Below are 25,842 nucleotides of genomic sequence, written 5' to 3'. Positions count from 1 at the left end.
GAGCCGCTACGCCCCGTGCGAGCCGCTACGCCGTGGACTGTCCGGGGCGCGGCGGCTCGGCCGTGGCGTGGCGGCTCGGCGAGGCGCGTGACCGCAGCACGACGCCGAACCCGCCACCGGGAGCCCAGCGCAACCCCCATCCGCCGAACTCGCCCATCGGGTTGACCTGCACCGCCTCGACGCGGTCGATGTCGGAGAGCGGAACGTGCACGCGCGGGATCCCGACCACGGAGTTGACCGTGAGACCCGTCTCGTCGACGCGGACGTGGAAGGCCACGGTGGTGGCGACCAGGAGCGCCAGCACCAGCGTGACGGCGATGGTGATCGCGAGGACGCCGGCGGGAGCACCGGCGAAGCCGGTCACGAGGGTCGTCGCCAGGAGAAGGACGAGCGCCACGCCGAGGGTGATCGCGCCGCCCCGGGCGAGCTGCACGCGCTGGAGCCAGACGGCCCGCTCCCCCGCGGCCAGGTGAACATCCTTCCCGGCGACGAGCGTCGGCCGGTACGGCTGATGGGGCTGCAGCATCCAGCCGGCCACGCCGGCGACGATCGCCGCGGCGAGCGCGACCAGCACCGGGAGGGCGATGGAGGGCGCGTCCTGCGCCGAGCCCAGCCCGACCTGCCCGAGGACGGTGCCGGTGCTCAGCACGGCCATCAGCGCGGCCGAACTGCACGTCAACGCGATCACCCGCAACTACGTCGGGACCGCGTTCGGCGGCTCGATGTCGGCGATGACCGATCCGTACTTCTTCATGCTCGTGATGCATCAGCTCGGCCGCGACTACGTCGTCTGGGACACGCGCGGCGAGATCGAGTTCCTCACGCCGGGGCGCGGAGTGCTGACCGCGCACTTCCACGTGCCGCGCGAGGCGGCCGAGTCGATCCGCGCGCGCGCCCGCGGCGGAGCCAAGGTGCTCGAGTGGTTCGAGACCGAGATCACGGATGCCGGAGGCGAGGTCGTCGCGCGGGTGCGGCGCGAGGTCTACGTCCGCGAGAAGAAGCGCGTCACGAGCGCGGGCGCGTAGCCCGGGTCACTGGCCTGCCGGCCGGGGCCCCCGACACCGTCGGCGGTCAGGTGAGACCGTCGACGGCGGCCGGGATGCGGCGCTCGCGCGTCTCCGACTTCTTCGCCTCGACGACCCCGCGCACGATCTCCTTGCGGCGGGACGGCGCGAGCGCATCGAAGGCATCGCGAACATCTGCGGCGTCGAGGGCTGCTGCCAGGACGGCGGGCACCTCGGTGACGCGATCATCGCCGTCGAGATCGATCGTCGCGTCGACGGTGTCACCGATCTCGACGCCGAGTTCGGTGCGCGCTGCTTTGGAGAGCCCCACGAGGTTCCTTCCGCCCATGACACCCAGACGCAGTCGTGCCTCGCGGTCGCCGATCCGCACGCGCACGGCGGCGCGCTTCCCCCCGCCCAGCTCCTCGACCTGTTCATCGGTGAGTTCGATGGCCGTCGCGGGGCCGTGCGCGGCGAGGGTGGTGTGCACGTGCAGAGTCATGGCCGCATTCTGCCCCACGCGGGCGCGGCGCGCACGAGGTTCTCGCGCGCGATGCTCCGGCACGGGCACGGGCACGAGGGCGCCGTTCAGGGCGCGGTTCAGCTGAGCGGCTTGACCTCGAGGTCTGCGGCGGTCTGACCTGCCGTGACCGTCGCGAAGGAGGTGTATCCGTCGGCGGCGGCGCGTTCGAGCAGCGCCTTGAGGTTCCTCGTCCGCTGCTCGAGTCGCACCCGCGTCCCCTGCGCGACGAGCGCCGCTTTCAGGCTCACGAGGTCGGCGGGCGGCAGGTCGCGGTCGTGCACGAGGACGATCGCCTCGGCCGCGGCATCCGCCTCGGCATCCAGCAGGTCGACGATCCGCTCGAAACCGATCGAGAAGCCGACCGCGGGCACGTCCTGGCCGAGGAACCGCCCGATCATGCCGTCGTAGCGCCCACCGCCGCCGAGCGAGTAGTCGACGCTCGGGTGCGCGAGCTCGAAGATCGTGCCGGTGTAATACCCCATGCCGCGCACGAGGAACGGGTCGAACTGCACGGGCAGCGTGAAGTACGGCGCAGGGATGCCTCGGGCGCGGCCGACGGCGTCGCCGAGCGCGACGAGGTCGGCGACGACATCATCGGGGGCGTCCTCGGGCAGCGCCTTGCGGATCGAGCCCTCGCCGAAGGCGCGGAGTTCGAGGGTCTGCGGACGGTGCAGGAAGGCGTCGAACGCGTCGACAGCGGTGGGCGTCACGCCGCGCTCGCGGAGCTCGGCGACGACACCGTCAACGCCGATCTTGTCGAGCTTGTCGATCGTGATCAGCACGCCCGGGCGCTCGTCGGCGCTGAAGCCGAAGTGCCCGAGCATCCAGTCGAGGAGGCGCCGGTCGTTGATGCGCACCACCGCTCCTTCGAGGCCGAGCGCGTCGACGGCGTCGAGCGTCGCGGCGAGCAGCTCCGCCTCGGCACGCGCCGACGGGTCGCCGATGATGTCAATGTCGCACTGCACGAACTGCCGGTAGCGCCCCTTCTGCGGGCGCTCCGCCCGCCAGACCGGTGCGACCTGGATCGAACGGAACACCGTCGGCAGCTCGGCCCGATGCGACGCGTAGAAGCGCGCGAGCGGCACCGTCAGGTCGTAGCGCAGCCCGAGGTCGGCGAGCCGGGCGGGGTCATCGGCCGCCGCGGCGATGGCCTCGGCATCCAGCCCGCGCTTGAGCACACTGAAGGAGAGCTTCTCGTTGTCGCCGCCGATCCCGGCGTGCAGTCGCGCGTAATCCTCCATGACGGGGGTCTCGATCTCGTCGAAACCGTGCGCACGGTAGCGCTCGCGGATCGTGGCGAGCACGCGCTCGCGACGGGCCTTGTCGGCGGGGAGGAGGTCGCGCATGCCGCGCGGCGGGTTCACGGAGGGCACCGATCCAGTATTCCAGGTCGGGATCGGCGCCGATGTGGGGCGACGGGAGAGGTGTCCGGCGGCGGTCTCGGGGGCGCCGTGTTCACAACGTCGGAGAATCTGCGCGCCGTGGCGGGAATAGGGCCCGTCGGGGCGTTCGCGGCCCGAAACTCCGACGTTGTGAACGCACGGGTGGTGGGACCGGGCGGCGCGGACCCCCGGTTACGCGCCTTCGGCGGCCCGCACGTCGCCTTCGGCGGCGCGCACGTCCGCTTCGAGGGCGCGGATCGTGCCGCGGAGGGCGCGATCGGCGTCCCACCCGCGCTCGCGCGCGAGCGCGACGAGCCCGAGCAGCGACGCGCCCAGCTCCGCCTCCGACTCCGGGGGACGCGTGACCGCCGCGGCGGGCGCGACCTCCGGCGCGGGCGCCCCGACGCCGACCTGCGCGGCGCGGCCGAGGAGCTTCTGGGCCAGCGCGAGCGAGGGCATGTGCGGCGAGACGCCGTCGAGCACCGAGCGGCGCTCGCGCTTCTCCGCGGCTTTGGCGGCGTGCCAGTGCACGAGCACTTCCTCGGGCGTCCGCGCCACGGCGCCGGCGAACACGTGCGGGTGTCGCCGCACCATCTTCTCGACCAGGCCGGATGCCACGTCATCGATCGTGAACGGGTCGTCGGGGTCCTCCGCGGCGACCGCGGCATGGAACAGCACCTGCCAGAGCAGATCGCCGAGCTCCTCGCGGAGGTCGGCGCGCGAACCCTGCTCGACGGCGTCGATGAGCTCGGCCGACTCCTCGACGAGGTACGGCACGAGGTCGTCGTGCGTGATCTGCTGCGACCAGACACACCGCTCGCGCACCGCGCGCATCGTCTCCGCCGCCTCCCGCAGTGGGTCTCCCCCGGACGACGCGGCGGGGCCAGCGCCGGCGGCGCCGGTCGGCCCGGCGCCGCCGGAACGGCCGGGCTCCGGGGCATCCGACGTCGTCATACGTCCTCGCTTCGCACCATCCGACGATAGTGCCGCGCCCGCGCCGAGACCAGGACGGCGGCGAGCGCGATCGAGATGAGCGACCCGGTCAGCACGCCCAGCACCGCCTCGTCGCGCAGCAGCGCGTCACCGGCGAAGGCGAGGTCCGACAGCAGCAGCGAGACCGTGAATCCGATGCCGCCGAGAGCGCCGGCGGCGAGCAGATCAGCGAACGGCAGGGGCGGTTCGGCAGCCCGGCCGCGACCGACCCGCTGCGAGAACCAGCCGAACACCGAGATGCCGAGGACCTTGCCCACCGGCAGCGCGATCGCCACGCCCCAGAACGCCGGCTGCAGCTGCGCCGGGGTCACCGCCGGGATCACCACGAGCGACGCCGTGAACGCGAACAGCGGCAGGATGAGCCCGTTCACCCACGGCTCGAGCGCGTGCCGCACGCGGAGCGCCGGGTGCTGCGACATCGCGAGCCCGAGGGCGACGCCCGCGATGGTCGCGTGCACTCCCGACACGTAGACGAATCCCCAGGTGAGCAGGGCGACGATGACCATGACGCCCGCGATCGCCGTGCGGTGCCGCGAGTCGAGCTGCCGGCTCAGGATGCCGAAGACCACCACCCCGACGCCCGCCGCGGCGAGCATGCCGACATTGACCCCGGTCGTGAACAGCACCGCGATGAAGACGATCCCGACGATGTCGTCGAGGATCGCCAGCGCCAGCAGGAAGACGCGGAGCGCCGAGGGCAGCCCCTTGCCGAACACCGCGAGCACGCCGAGCGCGAACGCGATGTCGGTCGCCGTCGGCACGGGCCATCCCCCGGCACTCGGCGTGCCCCAGGCGAGCGCCAGATAGATCGCGATCGGCACGAGCACGCCGCCCGCGGCCGCGATCGCGGGCTGGATGGCCTTCCGCGCGGAGTTCAGATCGCCCGAGGTGAGTTCGAACTGCAGCTCGACCGCGACGACGAAGAAGAAGACGGCGAGCAGACCGTCCTTGATGACATGCTCGACGCTCAGCTCGAATACCCCGGGGATCGCGATCTCCGTGTGCAGGAACGCGCCGAGCGCCGGCCCGGCGGGGCTGTTGGCCGCGATGAGGCCGAGGGCCGCAGCCGCGAGCAGCATGATCGCGGGAACGCGGGCGGAGCGGAGCAGCTCGCGGGAGCGGAGCAGGGCGGCGGAGTGCAGCAGGGGCATGGAATCCTCACGGGTCGGGTCGGACGAGACGGGGATCCCGCCGCCGACCAGACTTCCCGGCACACCTCCGCCGATCCTACCGCGTGACACGACGGAAACACCGGGCCATTAGCGTGGGGGGATGCACGAACTCACTCGCACCGAAGCCATCGACCTCGTCGGCCGTGGCGAAGCCGAGCAGGAGCTGCCCGAGAAGATGCGCGCCGACGTGCGCATGCTCGGGGCGCTCCTCGGGCGGGTGCTGCGCGAAAGCGGCTCGCCCGGCCTCTACGACGACGTCGAACGTCTGCGCCTCGCGACCATCGCCGCCTACACCGACGAGTCGCCCGAGGCCTTCGAGCGGGCCGCCGCGATCGCGGACTCGTTCTCGATCGAGCGCGCCGACGAGGTCGCCCGCGCCTTCACGGTCTACTTCCACCTCGTGAATCTCGCCGAAGAGCACCAGCGGGTGCGGGTGCTGCGCGAGCGCGACGGCCGGCCCGAGAAGGAGGATGCCGCCGACTCGGTCGCCGCCGCCTTCGTGCGCCTGGCCGCCGAGGTCGGCGACGACACCGCGCTGCAGCGTCTGCAGGCCCTGCGCTTCCACCCCGTCTTCACTGCGCACCCGACCGAGGCGCGGCGCCGCGCCGTGTCCAACAGCATCCGTCGCCTGGTCACCCTGCTCGGAGAGTACGACGCGTCGCTGCGCGGCGGTGCCGACGAGCGGCGCGCCCAGCGCCGCATGCTCGAAGAGATCGACACCCTCTGGCGCACCGCGCCGCTGCGCGCCGAGAAGCCGACGCCCGTCGACGAGGTGCGCGCCATCATGGCTGTCTTCGACGAGACCCTCTACACCGCCGTGCCGCACGTCTACCGGCGGGTCGACGACGCCCTGCAGGGCCCCGCCGCGGGCGGCCGCGCGCCGATCGTCCGCCCCTTCGTGCGCCTGGGCACCTGGGTCGGCGGCGACCGCGACGGCAACCCGTTCGTCACCGCGTCGATCACGAAGAAGGCCGCCGGCATCGCGTCGGAGCACATCCTGCTCGGCCTCGAGAACTCCGCGAACCGCATCACGAAGACCCTCACGCTCTCGGCCGAGACGACTCCGCCCGCCGCCGAGCTCGACGCGCTCCTGCAGCGCCTGTCCTCGGCCGATGAGGACGGTGCCGCAGACGCCGCCAAGCGCGCCAAAGTCGAGCCGCACAAGCGCGTCATGCTGCTCATCACCCGGCGCATCACCGCGACCCGCCGCCGCGACGCCGACCTCGCCTACCGCGACCCCGCGCACCTGCTGGCCGACCTCCGCATCGTGCAGGATTCGCTCGTGGCGGCCGGCGCACCCCGGCAAGCCTACGGCCACCTGCAGCAGCTCATCTGGCAGGTCGAGACCTTCGGGTTCCACCTCGCCGAGCTCGAGGTGCGCCAGCACTCGGCCGTGCACGCGAAGGTGCTCGCCGAGTGCGTCGCCGCGCGCGACGAGGGGGCGGCTCTCAGCACGCAGGCCGAAGAGGTGCTCGACGTGTTCCGCGCCATCGCCCAGATCCAGCACCGCTACGGCCCCGGCGCGGCGGGCCGGTACATCGTCTCGTTCACCCAGTCGGCGCACGACCTCGCCACCGTGCACGAGCTCGCCCGCTTCGCCGCGGGCCCCGGCGGCACTCCCCCGGTGCTCGATGTGATCCCGCTCTTCGAGACCTTCGCCGACCTGCAGGCCGCGCCGGAGATCATGGCCGAGATCATTCAGCATCCCGAATTCGCGAAACGGCTGGATGCCACGGGCCGCCGCCTCGAGGTCATGCTGGGCTACTCCGACTCGTCGAAGGACGTCGGTCCTGTCGCGGCCAATCTGGCGCTCTACGAGGCGCAGGCCCTCATCGCCGCGTGGGCGCAGGACGAAGGCATCCAGCTCACCCTCTTCCACGGTCGCGGCGGCGCCCTCGGTCGCGGCGGCGGCCCCGCGAACTCGGCGATCCTCGCGCAACCGCCGCACTCGGTCGACGGGCGGTTCAAGCTGACCGAGCAGGGCGAGGTGATCTTCGCGCGCTACGGCGACCCGAACATCGCGATGCGTCACATCGACCAGGTCGCGGCGGCCGTGCTGCTGGCCTCGGCGCCCTCGATCGAGCAGCACAACCGCGAGGCCGCGGACCGGTACGCCGACGTCGCGGCGACGATGGACCGCGCCTCTCGCGAGCGGTTCTTCTCGCTCGTGAAGGCCGACGGCTTCGCGCCGTGGTTCGCGACAGTGACGCCGATGGAGGAGATCGGGATGCTCGCCCTCGGCTCGCGGCCCGCTCGGCGCGGCCTGTCGGTCGAGTCGCTCGAAGACCTGCGGGCGATCCCGTGGGTGTTCGCGTGGTCGCAGGCTCGCATCAACCTCGCCGGCTGGTTCGGTCTGGGGACCGCGCTCGACGCGGTCGGCGACGTCGAGTTGCTGCGCCGCGCTTACGACGAGTGGCCCCTTTTCCGCACCGTGATCGACAACGTCGGGATGAGCCTCGCGAAGGCCGATCAGCGCATCGCGCGCCGCTACCTCGACCTCGGCGACCGCGCCGACCTCGCCGACCTCGCCGCCGACGAGATGGCCCTCACCCGGCGATGGGTGGTCGAGATCGCCGGCGGCGACGACCTGCTCGCGAACAAGCCCGTGCTCCAGCGCGCCGTGAAGATGCGCAGCCCGTACGTCGACGCGCTCTCCCTCTTGCAGTTGCGCGCGCTCCGCACGCTCCGCACCGGGGAGGTGTCCGAGGCGGAGCTGCCCGGGTGGCAGCGGCTGCTGCTGCTGTCGGTCTCCGGCGTCTCGGCGGGGCTCCAGAACACGGGGTGAGGCCGGCGTCGGGCGGGGCAGGCGTCGGTAGCGCGTCGGGCTGGCGTCTGGTGGCACGTCACCGACGCAGGAGATCTCACGGAGGCAGGACGAATCGGCCCCGTGGCATCCTGCCTCGGTGATTTCTCCTGCGCCCGTGATGCGGCCAGCGGCGCTCAAGCCGGGCGTCAGAAGCGGCGCCCGCGGCGCGCGTCAGTCGAGACGGCGGTCGCCGGCGTGCCGGGCGAGGGCGGCGCCGTAGCGCTCGGTGAGCTGCGCCATGTAGTCGGGCGCCGAGCGCTCCAGACCGAACACGAACCCGGGGAAGTCGAGCTCCTCGCGCGCCGCTGAGATCGCCTCGGCCTCGGCGGCGGGGAGCAGCTGCATCGGATCGCCGATCGCGACCCAGCCGAGCGGCACGACGGTTCCCTGCGGCAGCGTCGTCTTCAGGTGCACGACGGCGCCCATGCGCACGAGGCTCCCCACACCGATCCGAGCGCCGTTGACGACGCGGCTGCCCGTCGCGAGGTAGACGTCGTCGTCGATCGTCGCGCCCGAGATGGATGCCATGGGCCCGACCAGCACGTGCGATCCGATGCGCACAGGGTGGACGGCGCTCGCGCGGATGAGGGCGTTCTCCATCACGATGACGTGCTCGCCGATCACGATGGGCGAGCCCTCGGCGGTGAGGACGGCGCCGTGCAGCACCTGGCATCCGTCGCCGATCGTCACGTCGCCGGAGATCACGGCCGTCGGCGCCACGACGGCGCCGGGGTGGATGCGGGGCTCGGCCCCGAGGTGCTCGAATCGCATCCGTTCCTCCTCCGTCTCGGGCAGCGCTCCGGTATCCGCCAGCGTATGGCCATGGCGCCCGCGGCGTCGAGCAGGCCGTGACCCGGGCATCCCAGCGCGCACGCACGCGGCTACAGTGGATTCTTCGGCTCCGGCGACCCGAGACCTCCACCCGATAGGCACATGGCCCCCACGCGCGACTCCCCCACCCGTACGACGGTGTCGACCTTCACGCTGTCGACACTCGTCGTCGGATCGATGGTCGGCGCAGGCGTGTTCTCCCTGCCCGGCACGTTCGCCGAGCAGACGGGCGTCACGGGGTCCGCGCTGGCATGGCTTCTCGCGGGGACCGGCACCATGATGCTGGCGCTCGTGTTCCATCACCTCGCGCAGCGCCGCCCCGACCTCGACGCCGGCGTGTACTCCTACGCGCGTGCCGGATTCGGACGCTACCTCGGATTCCTCTCCGCACTCGGATACTGGGCGAGCGCGTGCGCCGGCAACGTCTTCTACTGGGTGTTCATCATGTCGACCATCGGCGCCGTCGTGCCCGCGCTCGGCGACGGCAGCACTCCGCTCGCGGTGGCGCTCTCCTCCGCCGGGCTTTGGGTCTTCTTCGTGCTCGTGCGCCGCGGCACGCGCGAGGCGGCGGCGGTCAACCGCATCGTCAGCGTCGCGAAGGTACTGCCGATCGTCGTGTTCATCGCCCTGTGCGTGTTCGCGTTCGACCCGGCAGTCTTCGCCGCGAACCTCACCGCCGACGGAGGCATCCCGCTGTTCGAACAGGTGCGCGGCACGCTCCTGCTCACCGTGTTCGCTTTTATCGGCGTCGAGGGGGCGAGTTCGTTCTCGCGTCACGCGCGGCGCCGCCGTGACGTCGGCCGCGCGACCGTCTGGGGCTTTCTCAGCGTGCTCGCGATCTTCCTGTCGGTGACGATCGTCTCGTTCGGTGTGCTGCCGCGCGACGAGATCGCCCGGCTGCAGCAGCCGTCGATGGCGGGCGTGCTCGCCGAAGTCGTGGGCCCGTGGGGCGCGGGCTTCATCGGCGTCGCGCTCATCGTCGCGGTGCTCGGCGCCTACCTGTCGTGGACGCTGATGGCCGCCGAGGTGCTCCTCGTCGCGGCGCGCGACGGCGACCTGCCGCCCGCGTTCGCCCGCACGAACGACAAAGACGTGCCGGTGGGCGCGCTCACGATGTCGACCATGCTCGTGCAGGTGCTGCTGCTCGTCGTGCTGGTCGCGAACAACGCGTTCGACGTCGCGCTGAACCTCACGAGCGCGCTCGCCCTCATCCCCTACTTCCTCACCGCGGCGTACGGACTGCGGGTCGCGCTGGCCGACAGAGCGGATGCCACGCAGCGCCGGGCCCGGCGGATCGCCGACACCGTCGTCGCGCTGCTCGCGACCGGGTACACGGCCTTCCTGCTGTACGCGGCCGGCGGCGAGTACGTGCTGCTGGCGATGCTGATCCTCGTGCCGGGAACGGCCTTGTTCGTCATCGCTCGGCGCGCCGCCCGGCGCCGAGTCTTCGCGGCCTGGGAGTGGCTCGTCTTCGCCGCCGCACTGACCGGCGCCGTCGCCGCCGTGACGATGATCGCGACCGGCGCGCTGACCGTCTGACCGTCTGATCGTCTGACTGGGGCCGCCGCGGCGGATCAGGCCTCGGTGGATCAGGCCTCGGCGGCGGGTTCGGGCAGGGGGAAGAGCTGGTCGAGCAGCTGCTCGACCCAGGCGATCAGGTCGGCGTCGGCGAGCGGCGCGCCGTCGGCGGCGGGCAGCGGCACGACCATCGCCTCGCCGCCCGCGAGCACCTTCGACTTGGGGTAGAGCCGCTGCAGGCGCACGCGCAGGGAGTCCGCCGCGGGCGCGGGCGCCACGCGCAGGTTCGGCCCCATCGCCACGACGTCGGTGAGCTCCGACTGCGCGGCGCGGCGGCGGAGCCGCGCGATGCGGAACAGCCCGTCGACCTCGGCCGGCGCCTGACCGTACCGGTCTTCGAGCTCCTCGCGTACGAGGTCGATCGCGTCGGGCGCAGCGGTGAGGGATGCCGCGGCGGAGAGCTTCTGGTAGGCCTCGAGCCGCAGGCGCTCGCTGTCGATGTAGGTCTCGGGCAGGCGCGCGTCGACCGGGAGCTCGAGGCGAAGCTCGGCGGGTCCGTCGACCTCGTCGCCGCGGAACGTCGCGACCGCCTCGCCGATCATCCGGAGGTACAGGTCGAACCCGACGCCGGCGATGTGGCCGGCCTGCTCGGCGCCGAGCAGGTTGCCGGCGCCGCGGATCTCGAGGTCCTTCAGCGCCACCTGCATGCCCGATCCGAGGTCGTTGTTGACCGCGATCGTCTCGAGTCGGTCGGCGGCGGCCTCCGACAGCGGCTTCAGGTCGTCGTAGAGGAAGTAGGCGTACGCGCGCTCACGCCCGCGCCCGACGCGTCCGCGCAGCTGGTGCAGCTGGCTGAGACCGTACTTGTCGGCGCGGTCGATGATGATCGTGTTGGCGTTCGAGATGTCGAGCCCGGTCTCGACGATCGTCGTCGAGACGAGCACGTCGTACTTGCGCTCCCAGAACCCGTCGACGACCTCCTCGAGCGCGTGCTCGCCCATCTGCCCGTGGGCGACGGCGATGCGCGCCTCCGGCACGAGCTCGGCGAGATGCGCCGCGACCCGCTGGATCGACTGCACCCGGTTGTGCACGTAGAACACCTGCCCCTCGCGCAGCAGCTCGCGGCGGATCGCCGCGGCGATCTGCTTGTCGCTGCGCGCGCCGACGTAGGAGAGGATCGGATGCCGGTCTTCGGGTGGCGTCTGCAGCGACGACATCTCACGGATGCCCGTGACCGCCATCTCGAGCGTCCGCGGGATGGGGGTCGCGCTCATCGCGAGGATGTCGACGTTGGTCTTGAGCTTCTTCAAGGCATCCTTGTGCTCGACACCGAAGCGCTGCTCCTCGTCGATGATGAGGAGCCCGACGTCTTTGAAGATCACCTTCTCGGTGAGGATGCGGTGCGTGCCGATGACCATGTCGACGGTGCCGTCGGTGAGGCCGGCGAGGGTGTCCCGCGCCTCCTTGTCGGTCTGGAAGCGCGAGAGCGCGCGCACCTTCACCGGGAACCCGGCGAAGCGCTCTGTGAACGTCTCGAGGTGCTGCTTCACGAGGAGCGTCGTCGGCACGAGCATCGCGACCTGCTTGCCGTCCTGGATCGCCTTGAACGCAGCGCGGACGGCGACCTCGGTCTTGCCGAACCCGACGTCGCCCGACAGTAGGCGATCCATCGGGATGGGCCGCTCCATGTCGGCCTTGATCTCGTCGATCGTCTGCAGCTGGTCGGGGGTCTCGGCGAAGGGGAACGCCTCTTCGAGCTCGCGCTGCCAGGGGGTGTCGGGGCCGAACGCGTACCCCTTCGCCGACATCCGCGCGGAGTACAGCTTGACGAGCTCGACGGCGATGTCGCGCACGGCCTTGCGCGCCTTGCCCTTCGCGGCGGCCCAGTCGCTGCCGCCCATCTTCGACAGCGTCGGCGCGTCGCCGCCGACGTACTTGCTGAGCAGATCGAGCTGGTCGGTCGGCACGAACAGCTTGTCGCCGGGATGCCCGCGCTTGGACGGCGCGTACTCGAGCACGAGGTATTCGCGCGTCGTCTTGACCGCGTTGCGCCCGCCCGAGGAGACCTCGCGCTGGACGAGTTCGACGAACCGGCCGATGCCGTGCGTGGAGTGCACGACGACGTCGCCGGCCTTCAGCTGCAGCGGATCGACGACGTTGCGCCGACGCGACGCGAGCTTCTTCACGACCCGGCCGTCGGCGCCGATGGTGCGGCCGTAGAACTCCGCTTCGGTGAGCACGGCGAGCTTCGTCTCGGGCAGCTCGAAGCCGCTCTCGAGCTGCCCGAGCACGGCGACGGCGACCCCGGGCTCGGGCGCCTCGTCGAGGCCGTCGGCGGTGCGGGCGGCGATGCCGCGGTCGGCGAGGACGTCGCGGGCGCGGTCTACGAGGCCGGTGCCGGATGCCGCGATCACGACCCGCCAGCCGCCCGCCACCAGGTCGCCGACGTGCGCTGTCGCCCCCTCCACGTTGCCCTGGAAGGACGGCACCGGGTTCGCGGCGACGCGCACGACCCCGGCCGCGGCATCCGGGACCTGGGGGGAGGCACCCGCGTCCGCCGCCTGTCGCAGGTCCGCCTCCGCCGCGGCGGCGCCGGAGTCGAAGCCGCTGAAGGTCCACCACACGCCGCCCCGCTCGGCGGTCGCGGCCCGCAGTTCGGGGAGGGTGAGGAAGTCGCCCGCGCCGAGGTCGACCGGGGTGTCGGCGCCGGCGACGGCGGCGCTCCACGCCGCCTCGAGGAACTCCCGGTTCGTCTCGCCCAGCGTCATGGCGCGCCCGACGGCGCGTTCGGGGTCGACGAGGGATGCCGCGGTGCCGCGAGGCAGGTAGTCCACGAGCGGGACCACGGCGTCGGCGACCGCCGGCAGGAGCGATTCCATGCCCTCGACGGGGATGCCCTCGCTCATCTTCTCGAGCATGGTGCGCAGCCCCGGGAACCGGTCCTGCAGGTCCGCCGCGCGAGCGCGCACCGGCGGCGTCAGCAGCAGTTCGCGGCTGGGCAGCAGGGTGACGGCGGTGACCTCTCCGGGCAGCGAACGCTGGTCGGCGACCGAGAACGCGCGGATCTGGTCCACCTCGTCGCCGAAGAACTCGACGCGATACGGGTGGTCGGCCACCGGGGGGAAGACATCGAGGATACCGCCGCGCACCGCGAACTCGCCGCGGCGGGACACCATGTCGACGCGATGGTAGGCGAGGTCGACGAGACGACGCACGACGGTGTCCAGTCCGGCGCCGCGCGCGCCCACGGCGAGCTCGACCACGCCCGCGTCGGTGAGACCCGCGGCAAGTGGCTGCAGCGCGCCCCGGACGGATGCCGTGATGATCAGCGGCGTCGTGCCGCCCGCCGCCTCCCAGGCCGCGGCGGCGCGCAGGACGGCCAGCCGCCGGCCGACGGTCTCGGTCGACGGGCTCAGCCGCTCATGCGGCAGCGTCTCCCACGCGGGGAAATGCAGCACCTGCGCGTCGGGCACGAGACTCTGCAGCGCCGCACCGAGCCCTTCGGCGCGGCGGCCGGTGGGGGCGATCGCCAGCAGCGCCGCCGGAGCGCCGCTCGCCCGGCGACGCTCGAGGAGCGCGGCCAGCATCGGCGCGTCGAGGCCGGTGACCATCGAGAAGTCGGTGTCGACGAGGGCGGCGTCGACGGCGGTGCGGACCCCGCTCGCCTCGCCGTCGTCCTGCAAGAGGGCGCGCACGATCCCGGAAACTGTCACCGGACGAGTGTACGGCGCGTGGCCGACACGACGGCCGCCGCCGGGGTCCGCCGCGCTGCCCCGGGCGCCGCGCTGGCCGACCCCCGGCGCCGCGAGGCCGACCGTGGGCCAGGCGAAGCCGACCGTGGGCCGCGCGAGGCCGACCCTAGGATGAGGTCGTGACCGAGAACCCGCCCCCGACCCCGGCCCCGCCGCAGTGGGGATACGTGCAGCCGGCCCCCGGTGCTCCGCCCGTGTACGCGGCGCCCGTCGGATACGGTGCGCCGTACCCGTCGGCGGAGCCGCCCGCGGCCGGGCGGGCGACGCTCGGCGCGAGCGCACTGGGCATCGCGCTCCTCGCCGTCGTCGGGGCGACGCTGCTGAGCGCGCTCACCGGCTTCACCGCCGCCCAGCGCGCCATGCGCCACGCCATCGGGATCTCGCCCGAGGGCCTGGAGAACCTCAGCGAAACGCCGCTGCTGGCGCTGCTGAGCCCCGTGCGCACACTCGTGCTGTGGGCCGAGATCGGGTTCTGGGCCGGGACCGTCCTGGGCATCTGGGCCCTCATCCAGGGCATCGTCGCGATCGCCACCCGCCGCGGCCGGGGGCAGGGCATCGCCGCCGTCGTGATCGCGGCCCTCGGTCCGATCGCGTACGGCGTCGCCGTCGGGATCGCCGTGACCCTCGGCGTCGCCGCCGGCGCGTCGGGCTGACCAGCGCATCGGGCTGACCGGGGCCGCAGCTACGCGCGCGGCGCGTGATGCCGCTGCTGCGCGGCGAGCAGGCCCTCGCCGATGAGCTGCTCCACGGCATCCGCCGCCTCGTCCAGCACGAGCGGCAGCTGCGTGCGCTCGGCGGAGGAGAACGGGTCGAGCACCCAGTCCGCCGGATCCTGCCGGCCCGGCGGCCGGCCGATCCCGACGCGCACCCGGGGGAAGTCGGCCGTCCCGAGCGCCTTGGCGACGTCGCGGATGCCGTTGTGCCCGCCGTGTCCGCCGCCGACCTTCAGCTTGAGGGAGTCGAAGGGGATGTCGAGCTCGTCGTGCACGAGCACGACGCGCTCCGCCGGGACGTCGTAGAACCGCGCGAGCTGCGACACCGGTCCGCCCGACGTGTTCATGAACGAGTTCGGCGTCGCCAGCACGAGCTTGGCCGCGCCCGGCTGCAGCCAGGTCTCGGCGACCCGGGCGTTCGCCTTGTGCGCCCGCAGGGTCTCGCTGCGGCGGGCGGCGAGTTCCGCGATGACCATCTGGCCGACATTGTGGCGCGTGTTCTCGTAGCGGGGACCCGGGTTCCCGAGCCCCACGACCAGCCAGGTCTCAGCCATCTGCGTCCTCTCCCACGACTCGCGGTGCACACGGGAACGACGGAGCCCGCCCCACCAGTATCGGTGGCGGCGGGCTCCGGACGTTGCGTTCCCGATTACTCGGCGGCCTCGGACTGCTCTTCGGCGGCAGCCTCGTCGGCGGCCTCGATCTCGTCCGACTCGGCGATGGTCGCGGCGGGCACCGAGATCGCGACGACGAGCGTCTCGGGCTCGGTCACGAGCGCCGCACCCTTGGGGAGGGTCAGGTCGGCGGCGGTGATGTGCGTGCCGTCCTCCAGGCCCTCGACGTCGACCTCGATGGTCTCGGGGATGTGGGTGGCCTCGACCTCGAGCGTGACGGTCGCGTTGTCGAGGTTCGCGATCGTGCCGGCGAAGGGCTCGCCCAGGACGACGACGGGCACGTCGACCTGGATCTTCTCGCCCTTCTTCACCACGAGCAGGTCGATGTGCTCGATGATCTGGTGCACCGGGTCCTTCTGCACGTCCTTGACGAGGGTCAGCTGCTGCTTGCCGGCGACCTCGAGCTCGAGCACCGCGTTGGCGCGACGGATGAGCAGCGAGACCTGGTGGCCCGGCAGCGACACGTGCACCGGCTCGGTGCCGTGGCCGTAGATGACGGCGGGGATCTGGCCGGCCGCGCGCAGGCGACGGGCGTATCCCTTGCCGAAGTTCTCGCGGACCTCGGCGATGACCTTGGTGTCGGTCTCGGTCGACATGATGATTCTCCTTGCGGGCGGCTGATCCGCCCTGATCTGGGGTCTGGGTCTCGACTCGAACGCACGCGCGTGAGGAACGCCCCGCAAGGCCTCACCGCGTCGATCACGGATGCCGGCGCCCTCGCGGGCGGCATCCCTCGCCGAAGTACGGCACGAGTCTACCAGTGACCCCGGTACGATGAGGACGACCCCTTCCCCACTCGCGAGGAGTACCCATGGACTACGGCTGGATGTCGCACGCACTCCTGTGGCTGGTCGGACTCATGACGGTGGGCGCCACCGTCGGCGTCATCGGCGCCCTCTGGTCGATGGGCCGCTCCGGCTACCGCAAGGACTGACCCGTCACCAGCGCGGTGATCCGCGCGACGACCGCCGGCAGGTCGGCATCGTTCGCGACCCGGAAGCCCGCCTCGTCGCTCGCGAGCGGCTCGAGCGTGGCCAGTTGCGAGTCGATCAGGGTCGCCGGCATGAAGTGGTCGCGCCGCGACACGCGCGTGCGCAGCTGCGCCGGCGGCACCACCAGTTCCACGAACACCGTGCCCGGCGCGAGCGAGCGGATGCGGTCGCGGTAGGCGCGGCGCAGCGCCGAGCAGGCGACGACGATGCGGGGACGGTGCAGCGCGGCGGCCACGGCATCCAGCCACGGGGCACGGTCGGCGTCGGTCAGCGCGACACCGGCAGACATCTTGGCGATGTTGGCCCGCGGATGCAGGTCGTCGCCGTCGATGAACTCCGCGCGCAGCGCCGCCGCCACCGCGGCGCCGACGAGCGACTTGCCCGATCCGCTGGGGCCCATGACGACGATGCGCATGCCGCCATCGTGTCACGCCGCGCGACGTCACACGGCGGGGCGCGCCTGCCGCACGGGACTACGCTGGAGACACCGACCGACAACAGGAGCGCGTGTGTCTTCGAACGACTCTTCCCCCAGCGGCGACCAGGCCGAGACCAAGATCTCGCACGATCAGGATCAAGCCCCGCACGAGGCGACCACCCGTCACGAGGGGGCACCCGCCCCCGAGGACGTGCCCCGCGAGACACCCGACACCGCGAGCACCGCCGCGCCCGCCTCCGCCGGTGAGCCCACCGCCAACATCGGAGTCGTCGGCCTGGCCGTCATGGGCTCGAACCTCGCACGCAACCTCGCCAGCCGTGAGGGCAACACCGTCGCGGTGTTCAACCGCAGCCGCTCCAAGACCGACGAGCTGGTCGCCGAGCACCCTGAGGCGGGTTTCGTCCCGGCTTTCAGCTACGAGGAGTTCGCGGCGAGCCTGCAGAAGCCGCGCACCGCGATCATCATGGTGAAGGCCGGCGCCCCGACCGACGCCGTCATCGAGTCGCTGATGGAGGTCTTCGAGCCCGGCGACATCATCATCGACGGCGGAAATTCGCTGTTCACCGACACGATCCGCCGCGAGAAGGCCGTGCGCGAGCGCGGATTCAACTTCGTCGGCATGGGCGTCTCGGGCGGCGAGGAGGGTGCCCTGCACGGCCCCTCGCTCATGCCGGGCGGCCCCGACGAGGCGTGGGTCACCCTCGGCCCGATCCTCCGGTCGATCGCGGCCGTCGCCCCCGACGGCGAGCCGTGCGTCACGCACGTCGGCCACGACGGCGCCGGTCACTTCGTGAAGATGGTGCACAACGGCATCGAGTACGCCGACATGCAGCTCATCGCGGAGGCGTACGACCTCATCCGCCGCGGCACCGGCAAGACCCCCGCCGAGATCGCCGACATCTTCGCCGACTGGAACACCGGCGAGCTCGAGTCGTACCTCATCGAGATCACCGCCGAGGTGCTCCGCCAGGTGGATGCCGAGACTGGCAAGCCCCTCGTCGACGTCATCCTCGACTCGGCCGGCGCGAAGGGCACCGGCGCCTGGACGGTGCAGACCGCCCTCGACCTCGGCGTCCCGGTCTCCGGCATCGCCGAGGCGACGTTCGCCCGGTCGCTGTCGAGCCGCCGCGAGCAGCGCGCGGTCTCCGGCGGCCTTCCCGGCCCCGCCGAGGACGCCTTCACCGTCGACGACGCCGACGCGTTCGTCGAGCAGGTGCGCCTCGCCCTCTACGCCTCGAAGATCGTCGCCTACTCGCAGGGCTTCGACGAGATCCGCGCCGGCGCCGCCCAATACGGCTGGAACATCGACCTCGGGGCGGTGTCGAAGATCTGGCGCGGCGGCTGCATCATCCGCGCGCAGTTCCTCAACCGCATCGCCGACGCGTACGCCGCCACGCCGGACCTTCCCGTGCTGCTGACCGCGCCGTACTTCGTCGATGCGCTCACCCGCGCACAGGATTCGTGGCGGAGCATCGTCGCCCTGGCGGCGGCCTCCGGCATCCCCGCCCCCGCGTTCTCGTCGTCGCTGGCGTACTACGACGGCCTGCGCGCCGAGCGCCTGCCTGCCGCGCTCATCCAGGGTCAGCGCGACTTCTTCGGCGCGCACACCTACCAGCGCATCGACAAGCCGGGCACCTTCCACACCCTGTGGTCGGGCGACCGTACCGAGGTCGAGGCCGAAGACACCCACTGACGGGTCTCGCCGAAAGCGCCGTTTGCGTGCGAGCGGGCCGGTTGCGGACGGTACGCAACCGGCCCGCTCGACGAAAGGGGGCCGCTCGGCGCCAATGGCGACTCCGGCGCCCTCGGCGCGGCTACAGCCAGTCGTTGCGCTTGAAGACGAGGTACAGGCCGGCGCTGACGGCGACCATGAGTCCGAGCGCGAACGGGTAGCCGAACGTCCAGTCGAGCTCCGGCATGATGCGGAAGTTCATGCCGTAGATTCCCGCGACGAGCGTCGGCGCGAAGCCGATCGCCGCCCAGGAGGAGATCTTCTTGACCTGGTCGTTCTGCTGGATGCTCGTGCGCGTCATCTCGCTCATCTGATCGTTGCGGCGCTGGTCGATGATCGTCGCGTGGATCGTCAGTGCGTCATCGAGCGTGTGACGGAAGGCACCGACGCGCGCATCGATGTAGCGGGCCCGGTCGGCGATCTCGCGGAAGCCGGGCGCCTCGGCGTCGGGTGAGCCCGCGCCGACGACCCGCTGCAGCCGGTCCATCATGTCGGCCAGCGGCGACGTCGCGTGCTGCAGATCGATGACCTCCCGCTGCAGCGCGAAGATGCGGCGCGAGACACCGGTGCCCTCGTCGAAGAGCTCCTTCTCGATCTCGTCGATGTCGTGCTCGATGCCGTCGAGCACATCGCGGTATCCGCGGGTCACGAACTCGAACATGCCCCACAGCACGCCCATCGGGCCGCGCTGGGCGATCTCGGGATGCTCGTCGAGCAGCCGCCGCATCCGCTCCAGATCGACCTCGCCGTCCGGGGAGATGGCGACGAAGAAGTCGGGGCCGACGAACACGTCCACCTCGCGGCACTGTACCGTCTCGGCCGCGTCGTCGTACAGCGCCGGCTGCGCCACGACGAACAGGTGCTCGCCGATGCGGTCGAGCTTCGAGCGCTGGTGGGTGCGCAGCGCCGTGGCGACGCCCAGGCGCTCCAGGCCCAGCGTCGCGGCGACCTCCCGGACCTCGTCGGGACTCGGCGCGGTCAGGGCGACCCACAGCATCCCGCCGTCTCGTCGGGCATCGCCGAGCGCCGCGTCCAGCGGGGCGTCGGTGGGGTGGGCAGTCCCGTCGCGGTAGACGACGCAGTGCGGCTGGGCCATGAGTCACACCCTAGGCCCAGCCGCACGTCGGCACGGTGAGGAACCGGCCCGCGTCAGCGGGTGATGTCCTTGATCGTCCCCTTGTCCAGCCGCAGCCGGCGCCGCGCGCGACGGGCGACCGCGGAGTCGTGGGTCACCACGACGAGGGTGAGACCCTCGGCGTTCAGGTGCTCGAGCACCGCGAGGATCTCGTCGCGCATGTACTCGTCGAGGTTGCCGGTGGGCTCGTCCGCCAGCAGCACCCGGGGCCGCTTCGCGATGGCCCGGGCGATCGCGACGCGCTGTTGCTGTCCCCCGGAGAGCTCACCGGGACGGTGATCGCCGCGGTCGGACAGGTCGACGCGTGCGAGGGCGTCGGCGACGCGCTCGGCCCGCTCCGCGGGAGCAAGGCCCAGCGGCTCCAGGCCCATCGACACGTTCTCGGCCGCCGTCAGGGTGGGGATGAGGTTGAATGCCTGGAACACAAACCCCACCTCTTGCGCCCGCACGTGCTCGAGATCCTTCGCGGACGCCGTGGCGAGGTCGGTCTCCCCGATCATGACGTGTCCGGCGGTTGGGGTGTCCAGCGCCCCCAGCAGCTGCAGCAGCGTCGACTTGCCGCCGCCGGTGGGGCCCTGGATCGTGACGAAATCTCCGGCGGCGATCTCGACGTCCACCCCCTTCAGTGCCTGCACGACGCGTCCCTTCTGCTGGTAGGTCTTCGTGACCCCGGCGAGCCGATAGGCCGGCACGGTGGGGGTGGCCGCGGCATCCGTCACGGTCTGGTCGATCATGGTCATCTCTGTCTCCTCGGTCGGGGTGTGCGCACGGGGCGGAAGGGGGATGCCGCGCTCACGCGACCGCTCGCAGGGCTTCGGCGGGGCTGAGCTTCGCGGCGCGCCAGCCGCCGAACGAGCCGGCGACGAGGCCGCCCGCGACGGCGAGCAGCAGGGCCGCCACGACGATCCACAGCGACAGCGGCGCGTGCAGCACGATGTCGGTCGCGGTCTGGGTGAACTGGGCGCCGAAGCCCCCGCCGCCCATCCCGCCGCCGTTGCCCGTGCCGCCTGCGCCGCCCGGGCCGCCCTGTCCGGCCGTCGTCGCCGGGGCCGATGAGATCGTCGGGGAGACGAGGTTGATCACGAGCACACCCACAAGCCCCAGCACGACCCCGGCCGCACCGCCGATGAGGGCCTGGACGACGGACTCCCCGGCCACCTGTCCGACGACGCGCGAGTTCGACCAACCGATCGCCTTGAGGGTGCCGAGCTCCCGCGTGCGCCGGGAGATGCCCGAGATCGTGAACAGCACCGCGAGGGCGACCGCCACAGCGAGCACGATGATCGACAGCCACCTGCCGAGGCTTGTGATGAGTGAGCTCGCGCTGGAGAGGGAGCCGGAGACCGTCGAGGCGAGGTCGGACTGTGAGCTGACGGTCGCGTCGGGCAGGGCATCCTGCAGCGCCGTCTGCACCGCGGAGATGTCGTCGCTGGAGGCGGCCTGCACGTACACCGTCGACAGCACGTCGCCGGCGCCGGAGAGGGTCTGCGCAACGTCCAGCGGGATGTAGACGTTCGAGGCGGTGTCGGCGCTCGACGAGGCCGAGGTCACGATGCCGACGACCTCGAAGCTCGTCCCGCCGATGTCCATGGTGTCGCCGACGGCGAGGCCGGCGCTCGTCGCGTACGTGGCGTCGAGCACGGCGACGTCGGCTCCGGCGTCGGAGGCCTCGAGCGCGCGGCCGTCACTGACGGTGACGGCCGACATCGGTCCGACGGCGTCGGCGTCGGGGTCGATGCCCAGCACCGTGAACGAGTCGACGCCGAACGATCCGCCGCCGAAGCCGCCGCCGGGTCCGCCCTGGCCCTCCTGCGGGGCCTCTCCCCCGGTCTGGCCGTCGGTGGTCCCGCTCTCGCTGGGCGCCTGCGGCAGTTCGCCGGAGAAGGTCGTGTTGGTGAGGCTGAGGGCGCCGGATGCCGCCGCGACGCCGTCGATCGCGCTTACCGTGTCGAGCGTCGAGGCGTCGAGCGTGCCGCGCCGGAAGTCGGTCGTCAGTCGCGACTGACTGAGGGTCGTCGTGCCGTCGTCGGACGTGCTGCCCCCGTCCTCGTCGAAGTCGAACTGCGGCCGTCCGCCGCCGTCGGCGCCCGGCTCGGTCTGGGCGCCGGTGACGGTGAGGTCGGTGCCGACGCCGTAGACGGATTCGAGCGCCTGCGCCTGGGCATCGCGGATGCCGGCGGACAGCGAGTTGACGATGATGACGAGCGCGATGGCGATGGCGAGTCCGATCGCCACGATCGCGGTCTGCTTCTTGCGCCCCGACAGCTCGCGGCGCAGGTACGTCCAGTACATGGGTCTCCTTCTGGCGCCCCGACTGATCGAGAGGGCGCCGACGCATCGACGGTAGGAACGCTCGTGATGCGGATCCTCGGTCGCGGTTATGCGGAACCTATGGCCTGCGCCCGCCTCGCGTGCCGGGTGCGGGGCGGCATCCTCGCCTGATCCATAGGTTTCCCATAGCCGTAGCCATAGCCATTCCACAGAGACGTCATGAGAATGGAGGACATGACCGCTCCCGCCCCCACTGCCGCCCTTCACCGCTCCGACGGCTCGCCGCTGCGCGTGCTCGTCGTCGACGACGAGCAGATGCTCACCGACCTGCTGTCGATGGCCCTGCGCATGGAGGGGTGGGAGGTCCGCAGCGCCGGCTCAGGGTTCGACGCCCTGGCCCAGGCGCGCGAGTTCGACCCCGACGCGATGGTGCTCGACATCATGATGCCCGACCTCGACGGCATGTCCGTCCTGCAACGGCTGCGCCACGCGGGCAACGATGTGCCGGTGCTCTTCCTCACCGCGAAGGATGCCGTGGCGGACCGCGTCGCCGGACTCACCGCCGGCGGCGACGACTACGTCACGAAGCCGTTCAGCCTCGAGGAGGTCGTGGCGCGACTGCGGGGGCTCATGCGCCGCGCCGGGACGGCGATGGCGGAGGGCGCCGACCCGATCCTGCGGGTGGGCGACCTGACCCTCAACGAGGACTCGCACGAAGTCGAGCGCTCGGGCACCGAGATCGAGCTGACGGCGACGGAGTTCGAGCTGCTGCGCTTTCTCATGCGCAACCAGCGCCGCGTCGTATCGAAAGCGCAGATCCTCGACCGCGTCTGGAACTACGACTTCGGCGGGCGCTCCTCGGTCGTGGAGCTCTACATCTCGTACCTGCGCAAGAAGATCGACGCCGGCCGTGAGCCGATCATCCACACGGTGCGCGGCGTCGGCTACATGATCAAAGCGCCGCAGTGAGCACCGCCCCGGCCGTGACCGACGCGCGGGACGCCCCGCGCGCCCGGCATCGCTGGAGCCTGCAGACCCGCCTCATCGTCACGGTCGTCTCCTTCGTCGCGCTGATCCTCGTGGGGGTCGGGTTCGCGACGGGGACCATCCTGCGCTCGATCATGGCCGAGAACCTGAACGCGCAGGTGTCGGAGGCCTCCAACATCGTCCAGCGCATGATCCAGCCCGGCAGCACGGCGGTGGACGTGCTGAGCGCGGGCCGCCAGGAGAACGGCACCCTGCTCGTGCTCCAGACCTTCAGCGGGCTCTCCGGCGCGTACGTCGACCACGACGGCAACGTCGTGGAGCTGACGCAGAGCGAGATCTCCGCCCTCATGCCGCAAGGCGTCGACGAGCAGGGCTGGGGAACACTGCCGGTCGCGGACGTCGGAGAGTATCGCGTCAAGTTCCAGGGCACGGCGGGCGGGGTGTTCTACCTCGTCGGCATGCCGACCTCGGAACTGACCTCGACGGTCGCGCAGATCCTCACGACCGTGGCCCTGTTGACCGTCGGCGGCCTGCTGGTGCTCGCCGCGCTCCTCGCCCTGGTCATCCGACAGTCCCTGAAGCCGCTGCGCTCGGTCGCCGACACGGCGGCGCGGGTCGCCGCGCAGCGTCTCGACTCGGGCGATGTCACCATCACCGAGCGGGTGCCGGCCTCCGAAGCCGACGCCTCCGACGAGATCGGCCGGGTCGGCGCGGCGCTGAACACGCTGCTCGATCACGTCGACACCTCCCTCGCCGCCCGCCAGCGCAACGAGGAGCGGATGCGGGCGTTCGTCGCCGACGCGAGTCACGAGCTCCGCACGCCGCTCGCCGCGATCCGCGGCTACTCGGAGCTGTCGCTGCGCTCGCTGAAGCTGTCGCGCGACGCCGGCGACCGCGCGACGACGGCGCAGCTCGCAGCGACCGCGGACCAGTCGCAGCAGGGACTGGAGCGCATCCAAGCGGCATCCCTTCGGATGACGACGCTCGTGCATGATCTGCTGCTGCTGGCACGCCTGGACGAGGGCAAGGAGCTCGTCTACGGCGCCGTGGATCTCACCCGCGTCGTCGTCGACGCCGTCGCGGACGCGCAGGCCGCCGGCCCCGAGCACGAGTGGGAGCTGGATGCCGGGGAGGAGCCCGTTGTCGTCGCGGGCGACGCGGTGCGGCTGCACCAGGTCGTCGCGAACCTGCTGACGAATGCGCGAGTGCACACGCCCGCGGGCACCCGCATCATCGCGAGCGTCGAGGTCGCCGACGGCGAGGCCGTCGTGCGGATCGCCGACAACGGGCCGGGCATCGACCCCGCCATCGCCGACGAGCTGTTCGAGCGCTTCGCGCGCGCCGACACCTCCCGGGCGCGTCAGACCGGTGGCACCGGGCTCGGTCTGTCGATCGCGAAGGCGATCGTGACGGCCCACCACGGCGCCATCACCGTCGACAGCGAGCCCGGCGCGACGGTGTTCGAGGTGCGCCTGCCGGCACGGCCCGAGACCCCGACATCCTGAGTCGGGGTTTTCGCGCTCGGGCGGGGTCTCGCGCTCGGTCGGGGTTTCGGTGGCGCAATCGACCACCTGAACCTCGGTGAGCCCGCAGATCGCGCCCCCTTTTCTGGAGTGCGGCGGCGCGCGCCGCCGCCCTCTCCCCAGGCCGCGATGTCTGCGGGTCATCCACAGAGCGGGGAGATCGAGCCCCACAGGCGCGCCGCAGGCGTCATCCTCGCAGGATGCCGATCACACCTCGACCGCTCAGCGCCCGCCTCGGAGCGAGTTTCACCGTCGCCGACGCGCTCGCACAGGGCCACACCACCAGCCGGCTCCGCGCGCACGACCTCGAGCGTCCCTACCACGGGGTGCGCAGGCGGATGCCGGCTCCTGCGCCGCCGGCATCCGAATCGGCCCATGACGCGGACCCCCTCGCGGCGGATCGAGCCGAGCACGCCCGAGTCCTGTCCGACGCGCAGGCGTACTTCCAGGTAGCGCCGGCGCACGCCTTCGTTGCGGGGCGGTCGGCCGCCGCGCTCCTGATGCTGCCGTGCCCCGCCGCGGAGGAACTCTGCGTCGGCGTGGTCGCGCCGCAGCGCGCTCCGCGTGGCCGTGGTATCCGTGGAACGAAGATCGCCCCGCAGCTGGTGAGCACGCGTGAGATCGACGGCGTGCGCGTCGCGAGCCCGGCGTCGATCTGGGCGATGCTCGGCGGAGAGTTGACGCATCGCGAGCTGGTGATCCTGGGCGATGCGATCGTGCGCATCCCGCGCAACGAGCGGGGACGACCGATGCCGGACGCGCAGCACGCCACGATCGAGCAGCTGCGGTCCGCGGCGATGGCGCGTGGAAGACGCCATCGTGGGCGTCTGCTGGCCGCCCTGAGCGACATCCGCGTCGGAAGTGGATCGGCCGTCGAGACGGACTTCCGGCTGACGTGCCAGGACGCCGGACTCCCGGAGCCCGACCTCGACGTCGAGATCCGGACGCCCGACGGCGCGCTCGTCGGCATCGCCGACGCGGCCCACCCGGGGTACCGGACGCTCGTGGAGATCGAGGGCGACCATCACCGGGTCAGCCGACGGCAGTGGCTCCGCGACCTGCAGAAGCACGCGGCATACGTCCGGCTCGGGTATGAGGTGATCAGACTCGTGAGCACACAGGTCCGCGGGCCGCGGCCCCGTGCCCCGCAGATCATCGCCGACGCGCTGCGGCGCCACGGCTGGCCCGGTTGAGGCCTCGCGAGACAGGTGGCGCAAACGACCACCTCACCCCGCCCGAAGCCGTCGATCGCGACACTTATTCCACCCAGCGCGCAAACAAGTGGCGCAAACGACCACCTGGCGCTTGACCCCTGATCTTGGGCACGCTGATTCCAGCACGTTGCTGGGGAAGCGAGAATTCAAGGGATGGCTAGGAAGAACTACACGGACGAGT

At 71.9% G+C, this 25,842-nt stretch carries 22 protein-coding genes; 9 read left to right on the top strand and 13 right to left on the bottom strand.

Annotated features, from left to right (window positions below; genetic code table 11):
• Positions 1-25 precede the first annotated feature (25 nt).
• Positions 26-655, bottom strand: coding sequence for a hypothetical protein (locus LOK55_RS07075; RefSeq protein ID WP_229934815.1), 630 nt, complete (start codon positions 653-655; stop codon positions 26-28).
• On the opposite strand from LOK55_RS07075, the gene LOK55_RS07070 reads away from it, so the two are divergent.
• Positions 639-1,025, top strand: a complete 387-nt coding sequence (locus LOK55_RS07070; protein ID WP_229934814.1) for a DUF4442 domain-containing protein — start codon at positions 639-641, stop codon at positions 1,023-1,025. The genes LOK55_RS07075 and LOK55_RS07070 overlap by 17 nt on opposite strands.
• A 46-nt stretch (positions 1,026-1,071) precedes the next feature.
• Here LOK55_RS07070 and LOK55_RS07065 read toward each other — a convergent pair whose 3' ends face one another.
• The 4 genes from LOK55_RS07065 to LOK55_RS07050 form a co-directional block, all read right to left on the bottom strand.
• Positions 1,072-1,506, bottom strand: coding sequence for a YdeI/OmpD-associated family protein (locus tag LOK55_RS07065; RefSeq protein WP_229934813.1), 435 nt, complete (start codon positions 1,504-1,506; stop codon positions 1,072-1,074).
• Positions 1,507-1,604: 98 nt separating this feature from the next.
• A complete protein-coding gene (gene hisS / locus LOK55_RS07060) occupies positions 1,605-2,873 on the bottom strand; it encodes a histidine--tRNA ligase (protein ID WP_229934897.1) in 1,269 nt (422 codons plus the stop codon).
• Between the two features lie 228 nt (positions 2,874-3,101).
• Positions 3,102-3,743: a MazG family protein gene (locus LOK55_RS07055; RefSeq protein ID WP_229661473.1), complete on the bottom strand. Its 642-nt coding sequence runs from the start codon at positions 3,741-3,743 to the stop codon at positions 3,102-3,104.
• Positions 3,744-3,859: 116 nt separating this feature from the next.
• Complete coding sequence (locus tag LOK55_RS07050) at positions 3,860-5,053, bottom strand: Na+/H+ antiporter NhaA (protein WP_229934896.1); 1,194 nt, start codon at positions 5,051-5,053, stop codon at positions 3,860-3,862.
• A gap of 121 nt (positions 5,054-5,174) precedes the next feature.
• Between LOK55_RS07050 and LOK55_RS07045 the strand changes: the two genes are divergently transcribed.
• A complete protein-coding gene (locus tag LOK55_RS07045; protein WP_229934812.1) occupies positions 5,175-7,859 on the top strand; it encodes a phosphoenolpyruvate carboxylase in 2,685 nt (894 codons plus the stop codon).
• Positions 7,860-8,051: 192 nt separating this feature from the next.
• On the opposite strand, the gene LOK55_RS07040 is transcribed toward LOK55_RS07045, so the two are convergent.
• Entirely contained in the window at positions 8,052-8,651 is a 600-nt protein-coding gene (locus LOK55_RS07040) for a gamma carbonic anhydrase family protein (protein WP_229934811.1), read from the bottom strand.
• 162 nt (positions 8,652-8,813) lie between these two features.
• Between LOK55_RS07040 and LOK55_RS07035 the strand changes: the two genes are divergently transcribed.
• Positions 8,814-10,250 carry a basic amino acid/polyamine antiporter gene (locus tag LOK55_RS07035; protein WP_229934810.1) on the top strand — a complete coding sequence of 479 codons (1,437 nt, stop codon included), beginning with the start codon at positions 8,814-8,816 and terminating at the stop codon, positions 10,248-10,250.
• A gap of 50 nt (positions 10,251-10,300) precedes the next feature.
• Here LOK55_RS07035 and mfd read toward each other — a convergent pair whose 3' ends face one another.
• Positions 10,301-13,942: a transcription-repair coupling factor gene (gene mfd, locus LOK55_RS07030; RefSeq protein ID WP_374107628.1), complete on the bottom strand. Its 3,642-nt coding sequence runs from the start codon at positions 13,940-13,942 to the stop codon at positions 10,301-10,303.
• Positions 13,943-14,100: 158 nt separating this feature from the next.
• Between mfd and LOK55_RS07025 the strand changes: the two genes are divergently transcribed.
• Entirely contained in the window at positions 14,101-14,634 is a 534-nt protein-coding gene (locus tag LOK55_RS07025; RefSeq protein ID WP_229934809.1) for a hypothetical protein, read from the top strand.
• 29 nt (positions 14,635-14,663) lie between these two features.
• Here the strand turns inward: LOK55_RS07025 and pth are convergent, their stop codons facing one another.
• Positions 14,664-15,248 (bottom strand): aminoacyl-tRNA hydrolase, encoded by a 585-nt coding sequence (gene pth, locus LOK55_RS07020; protein ID WP_229934808.1) that lies wholly within the window; start codon positions 15,246-15,248, stop codon positions 14,664-14,666.
• Positions 15,249-15,343: 95 nt separating this feature from the next.
• Positions 15,344-15,964, bottom strand: coding sequence for a 50S ribosomal protein L25/general stress protein Ctc (locus tag LOK55_RS07015; protein WP_229934807.1), 621 nt, complete (start codon positions 15,962-15,964; stop codon positions 15,344-15,346).
• A gap of 215 nt (positions 15,965-16,179) precedes the next feature.
• On the opposite strand from LOK55_RS07015, the gene LOK55_RS14065 reads away from it, so the two are divergent.
• Positions 16,180-16,302 (top strand): hypothetical protein, encoded by a 123-nt coding sequence (locus LOK55_RS14065; RefSeq protein WP_268252388.1) that lies wholly within the window; start codon positions 16,180-16,182, stop codon positions 16,300-16,302.
• Here LOK55_RS14065 and LOK55_RS07010 read toward each other — a convergent pair.
• Positions 16,287-16,775 (bottom strand): gluconokinase, encoded by a 489-nt coding sequence (locus LOK55_RS07010; protein ID WP_076690327.1) that lies wholly within the window; start codon positions 16,773-16,775, stop codon positions 16,287-16,289. The two genes, LOK55_RS14065 and LOK55_RS07010, sit on opposite strands and share 16 nt — an antisense overlap.
• A gap of 214 nt (positions 16,776-16,989) precedes the next feature.
• Here LOK55_RS07010 and gndA point away from each other — a divergent pair, with 214 nt between their 5' ends.
• On the top strand, positions 16,990-18,492 hold the full coding sequence (gndA, locus tag LOK55_RS07005; RefSeq protein WP_374107630.1) for an NADP-dependent phosphogluconate dehydrogenase: 1,503 nt from the start codon (positions 16,990-16,992) through the stop codon (positions 18,490-18,492).
• A 121-nt stretch (positions 18,493-18,613) separates the two neighbouring features.
• Here gndA and LOK55_RS07000 read toward each other — a convergent pair whose 3' ends face one another.
• Genes LOK55_RS07000 through LOK55_RS06990 form a run of 3 tightly spaced genes read right to left on the bottom strand, consistent with a single transcriptional unit; the run spans position 18,614 to position 21,958 of the window.
• Entirely contained in the window at positions 18,614-19,627 is a 1,014-nt protein-coding gene (locus LOK55_RS07000) for a magnesium and cobalt transport protein CorA (RefSeq protein WP_229934806.1), read from the bottom strand.
• A 53-nt stretch (positions 19,628-19,680) separates the two neighbouring features.
• A complete protein-coding gene (locus tag LOK55_RS06995) occupies positions 19,681-20,406 on the bottom strand; it encodes an ABC transporter ATP-binding protein (protein ID WP_229934805.1) in 726 nt (241 codons plus the stop codon).
• A gap of 52 nt (positions 20,407-20,458) precedes the next feature.
• A complete protein-coding gene (locus LOK55_RS06990) occupies positions 20,459-21,958 on the bottom strand; it encodes an ABC transporter permease (RefSeq protein ID WP_229934804.1) in 1,500 nt (499 codons plus the stop codon).
• A 213-nt stretch (positions 21,959-22,171) separates the two neighbouring features.
• Between LOK55_RS06990 and LOK55_RS06985 the strand changes: the two genes are divergently transcribed.
• The 3 genes from LOK55_RS06985 (at position 22,172) to LOK55_RS06975 (ending at position 25,640) form a co-directional block, all read left to right on the top strand.
• The gene (locus LOK55_RS06985; RefSeq protein ID WP_229934803.1) at positions 22,172-22,906 is read left to right on the top strand and encodes a response regulator transcription factor; all 735 of its coding nucleotides are present in this window, start codon (positions 22,172-22,174) and stop codon (positions 22,904-22,906) included.
• Complete coding sequence (locus LOK55_RS06980) at positions 22,903-24,429, top strand: HAMP domain-containing sensor histidine kinase (RefSeq protein ID WP_308066646.1); 1,527 nt, start codon at positions 22,903-22,905, stop codon at positions 24,427-24,429. Before LOK55_RS06985 ends, LOK55_RS06980 begins: the two co-directional genes overlap by 4 nt.
• 218 nt (positions 24,430-24,647) lie before the next feature.
• Entirely contained in the window at positions 24,648-25,640 is a 993-nt protein-coding gene (locus tag LOK55_RS06975; RefSeq protein WP_229934802.1) for a hypothetical protein, read from the top strand.
• Positions 25,641-25,842: the final 202 nt, after the last annotated feature.

The sequence above is a fragment of the Microbacterium sp. F2E genome (assembly GCF_020905435.1).
In the GTDB taxonomy this organism is placed as follows: domain Bacteria; phylum Actinomycetota; class Actinomycetes; order Actinomycetales; family Microbacteriaceae; genus Microbacterium; species Microbacterium lacticum.
The sequence above is the reverse complement of the archived record's forward strand: the minus strand, read 5'-3'. Positions and strand labels throughout refer to the sequence as shown.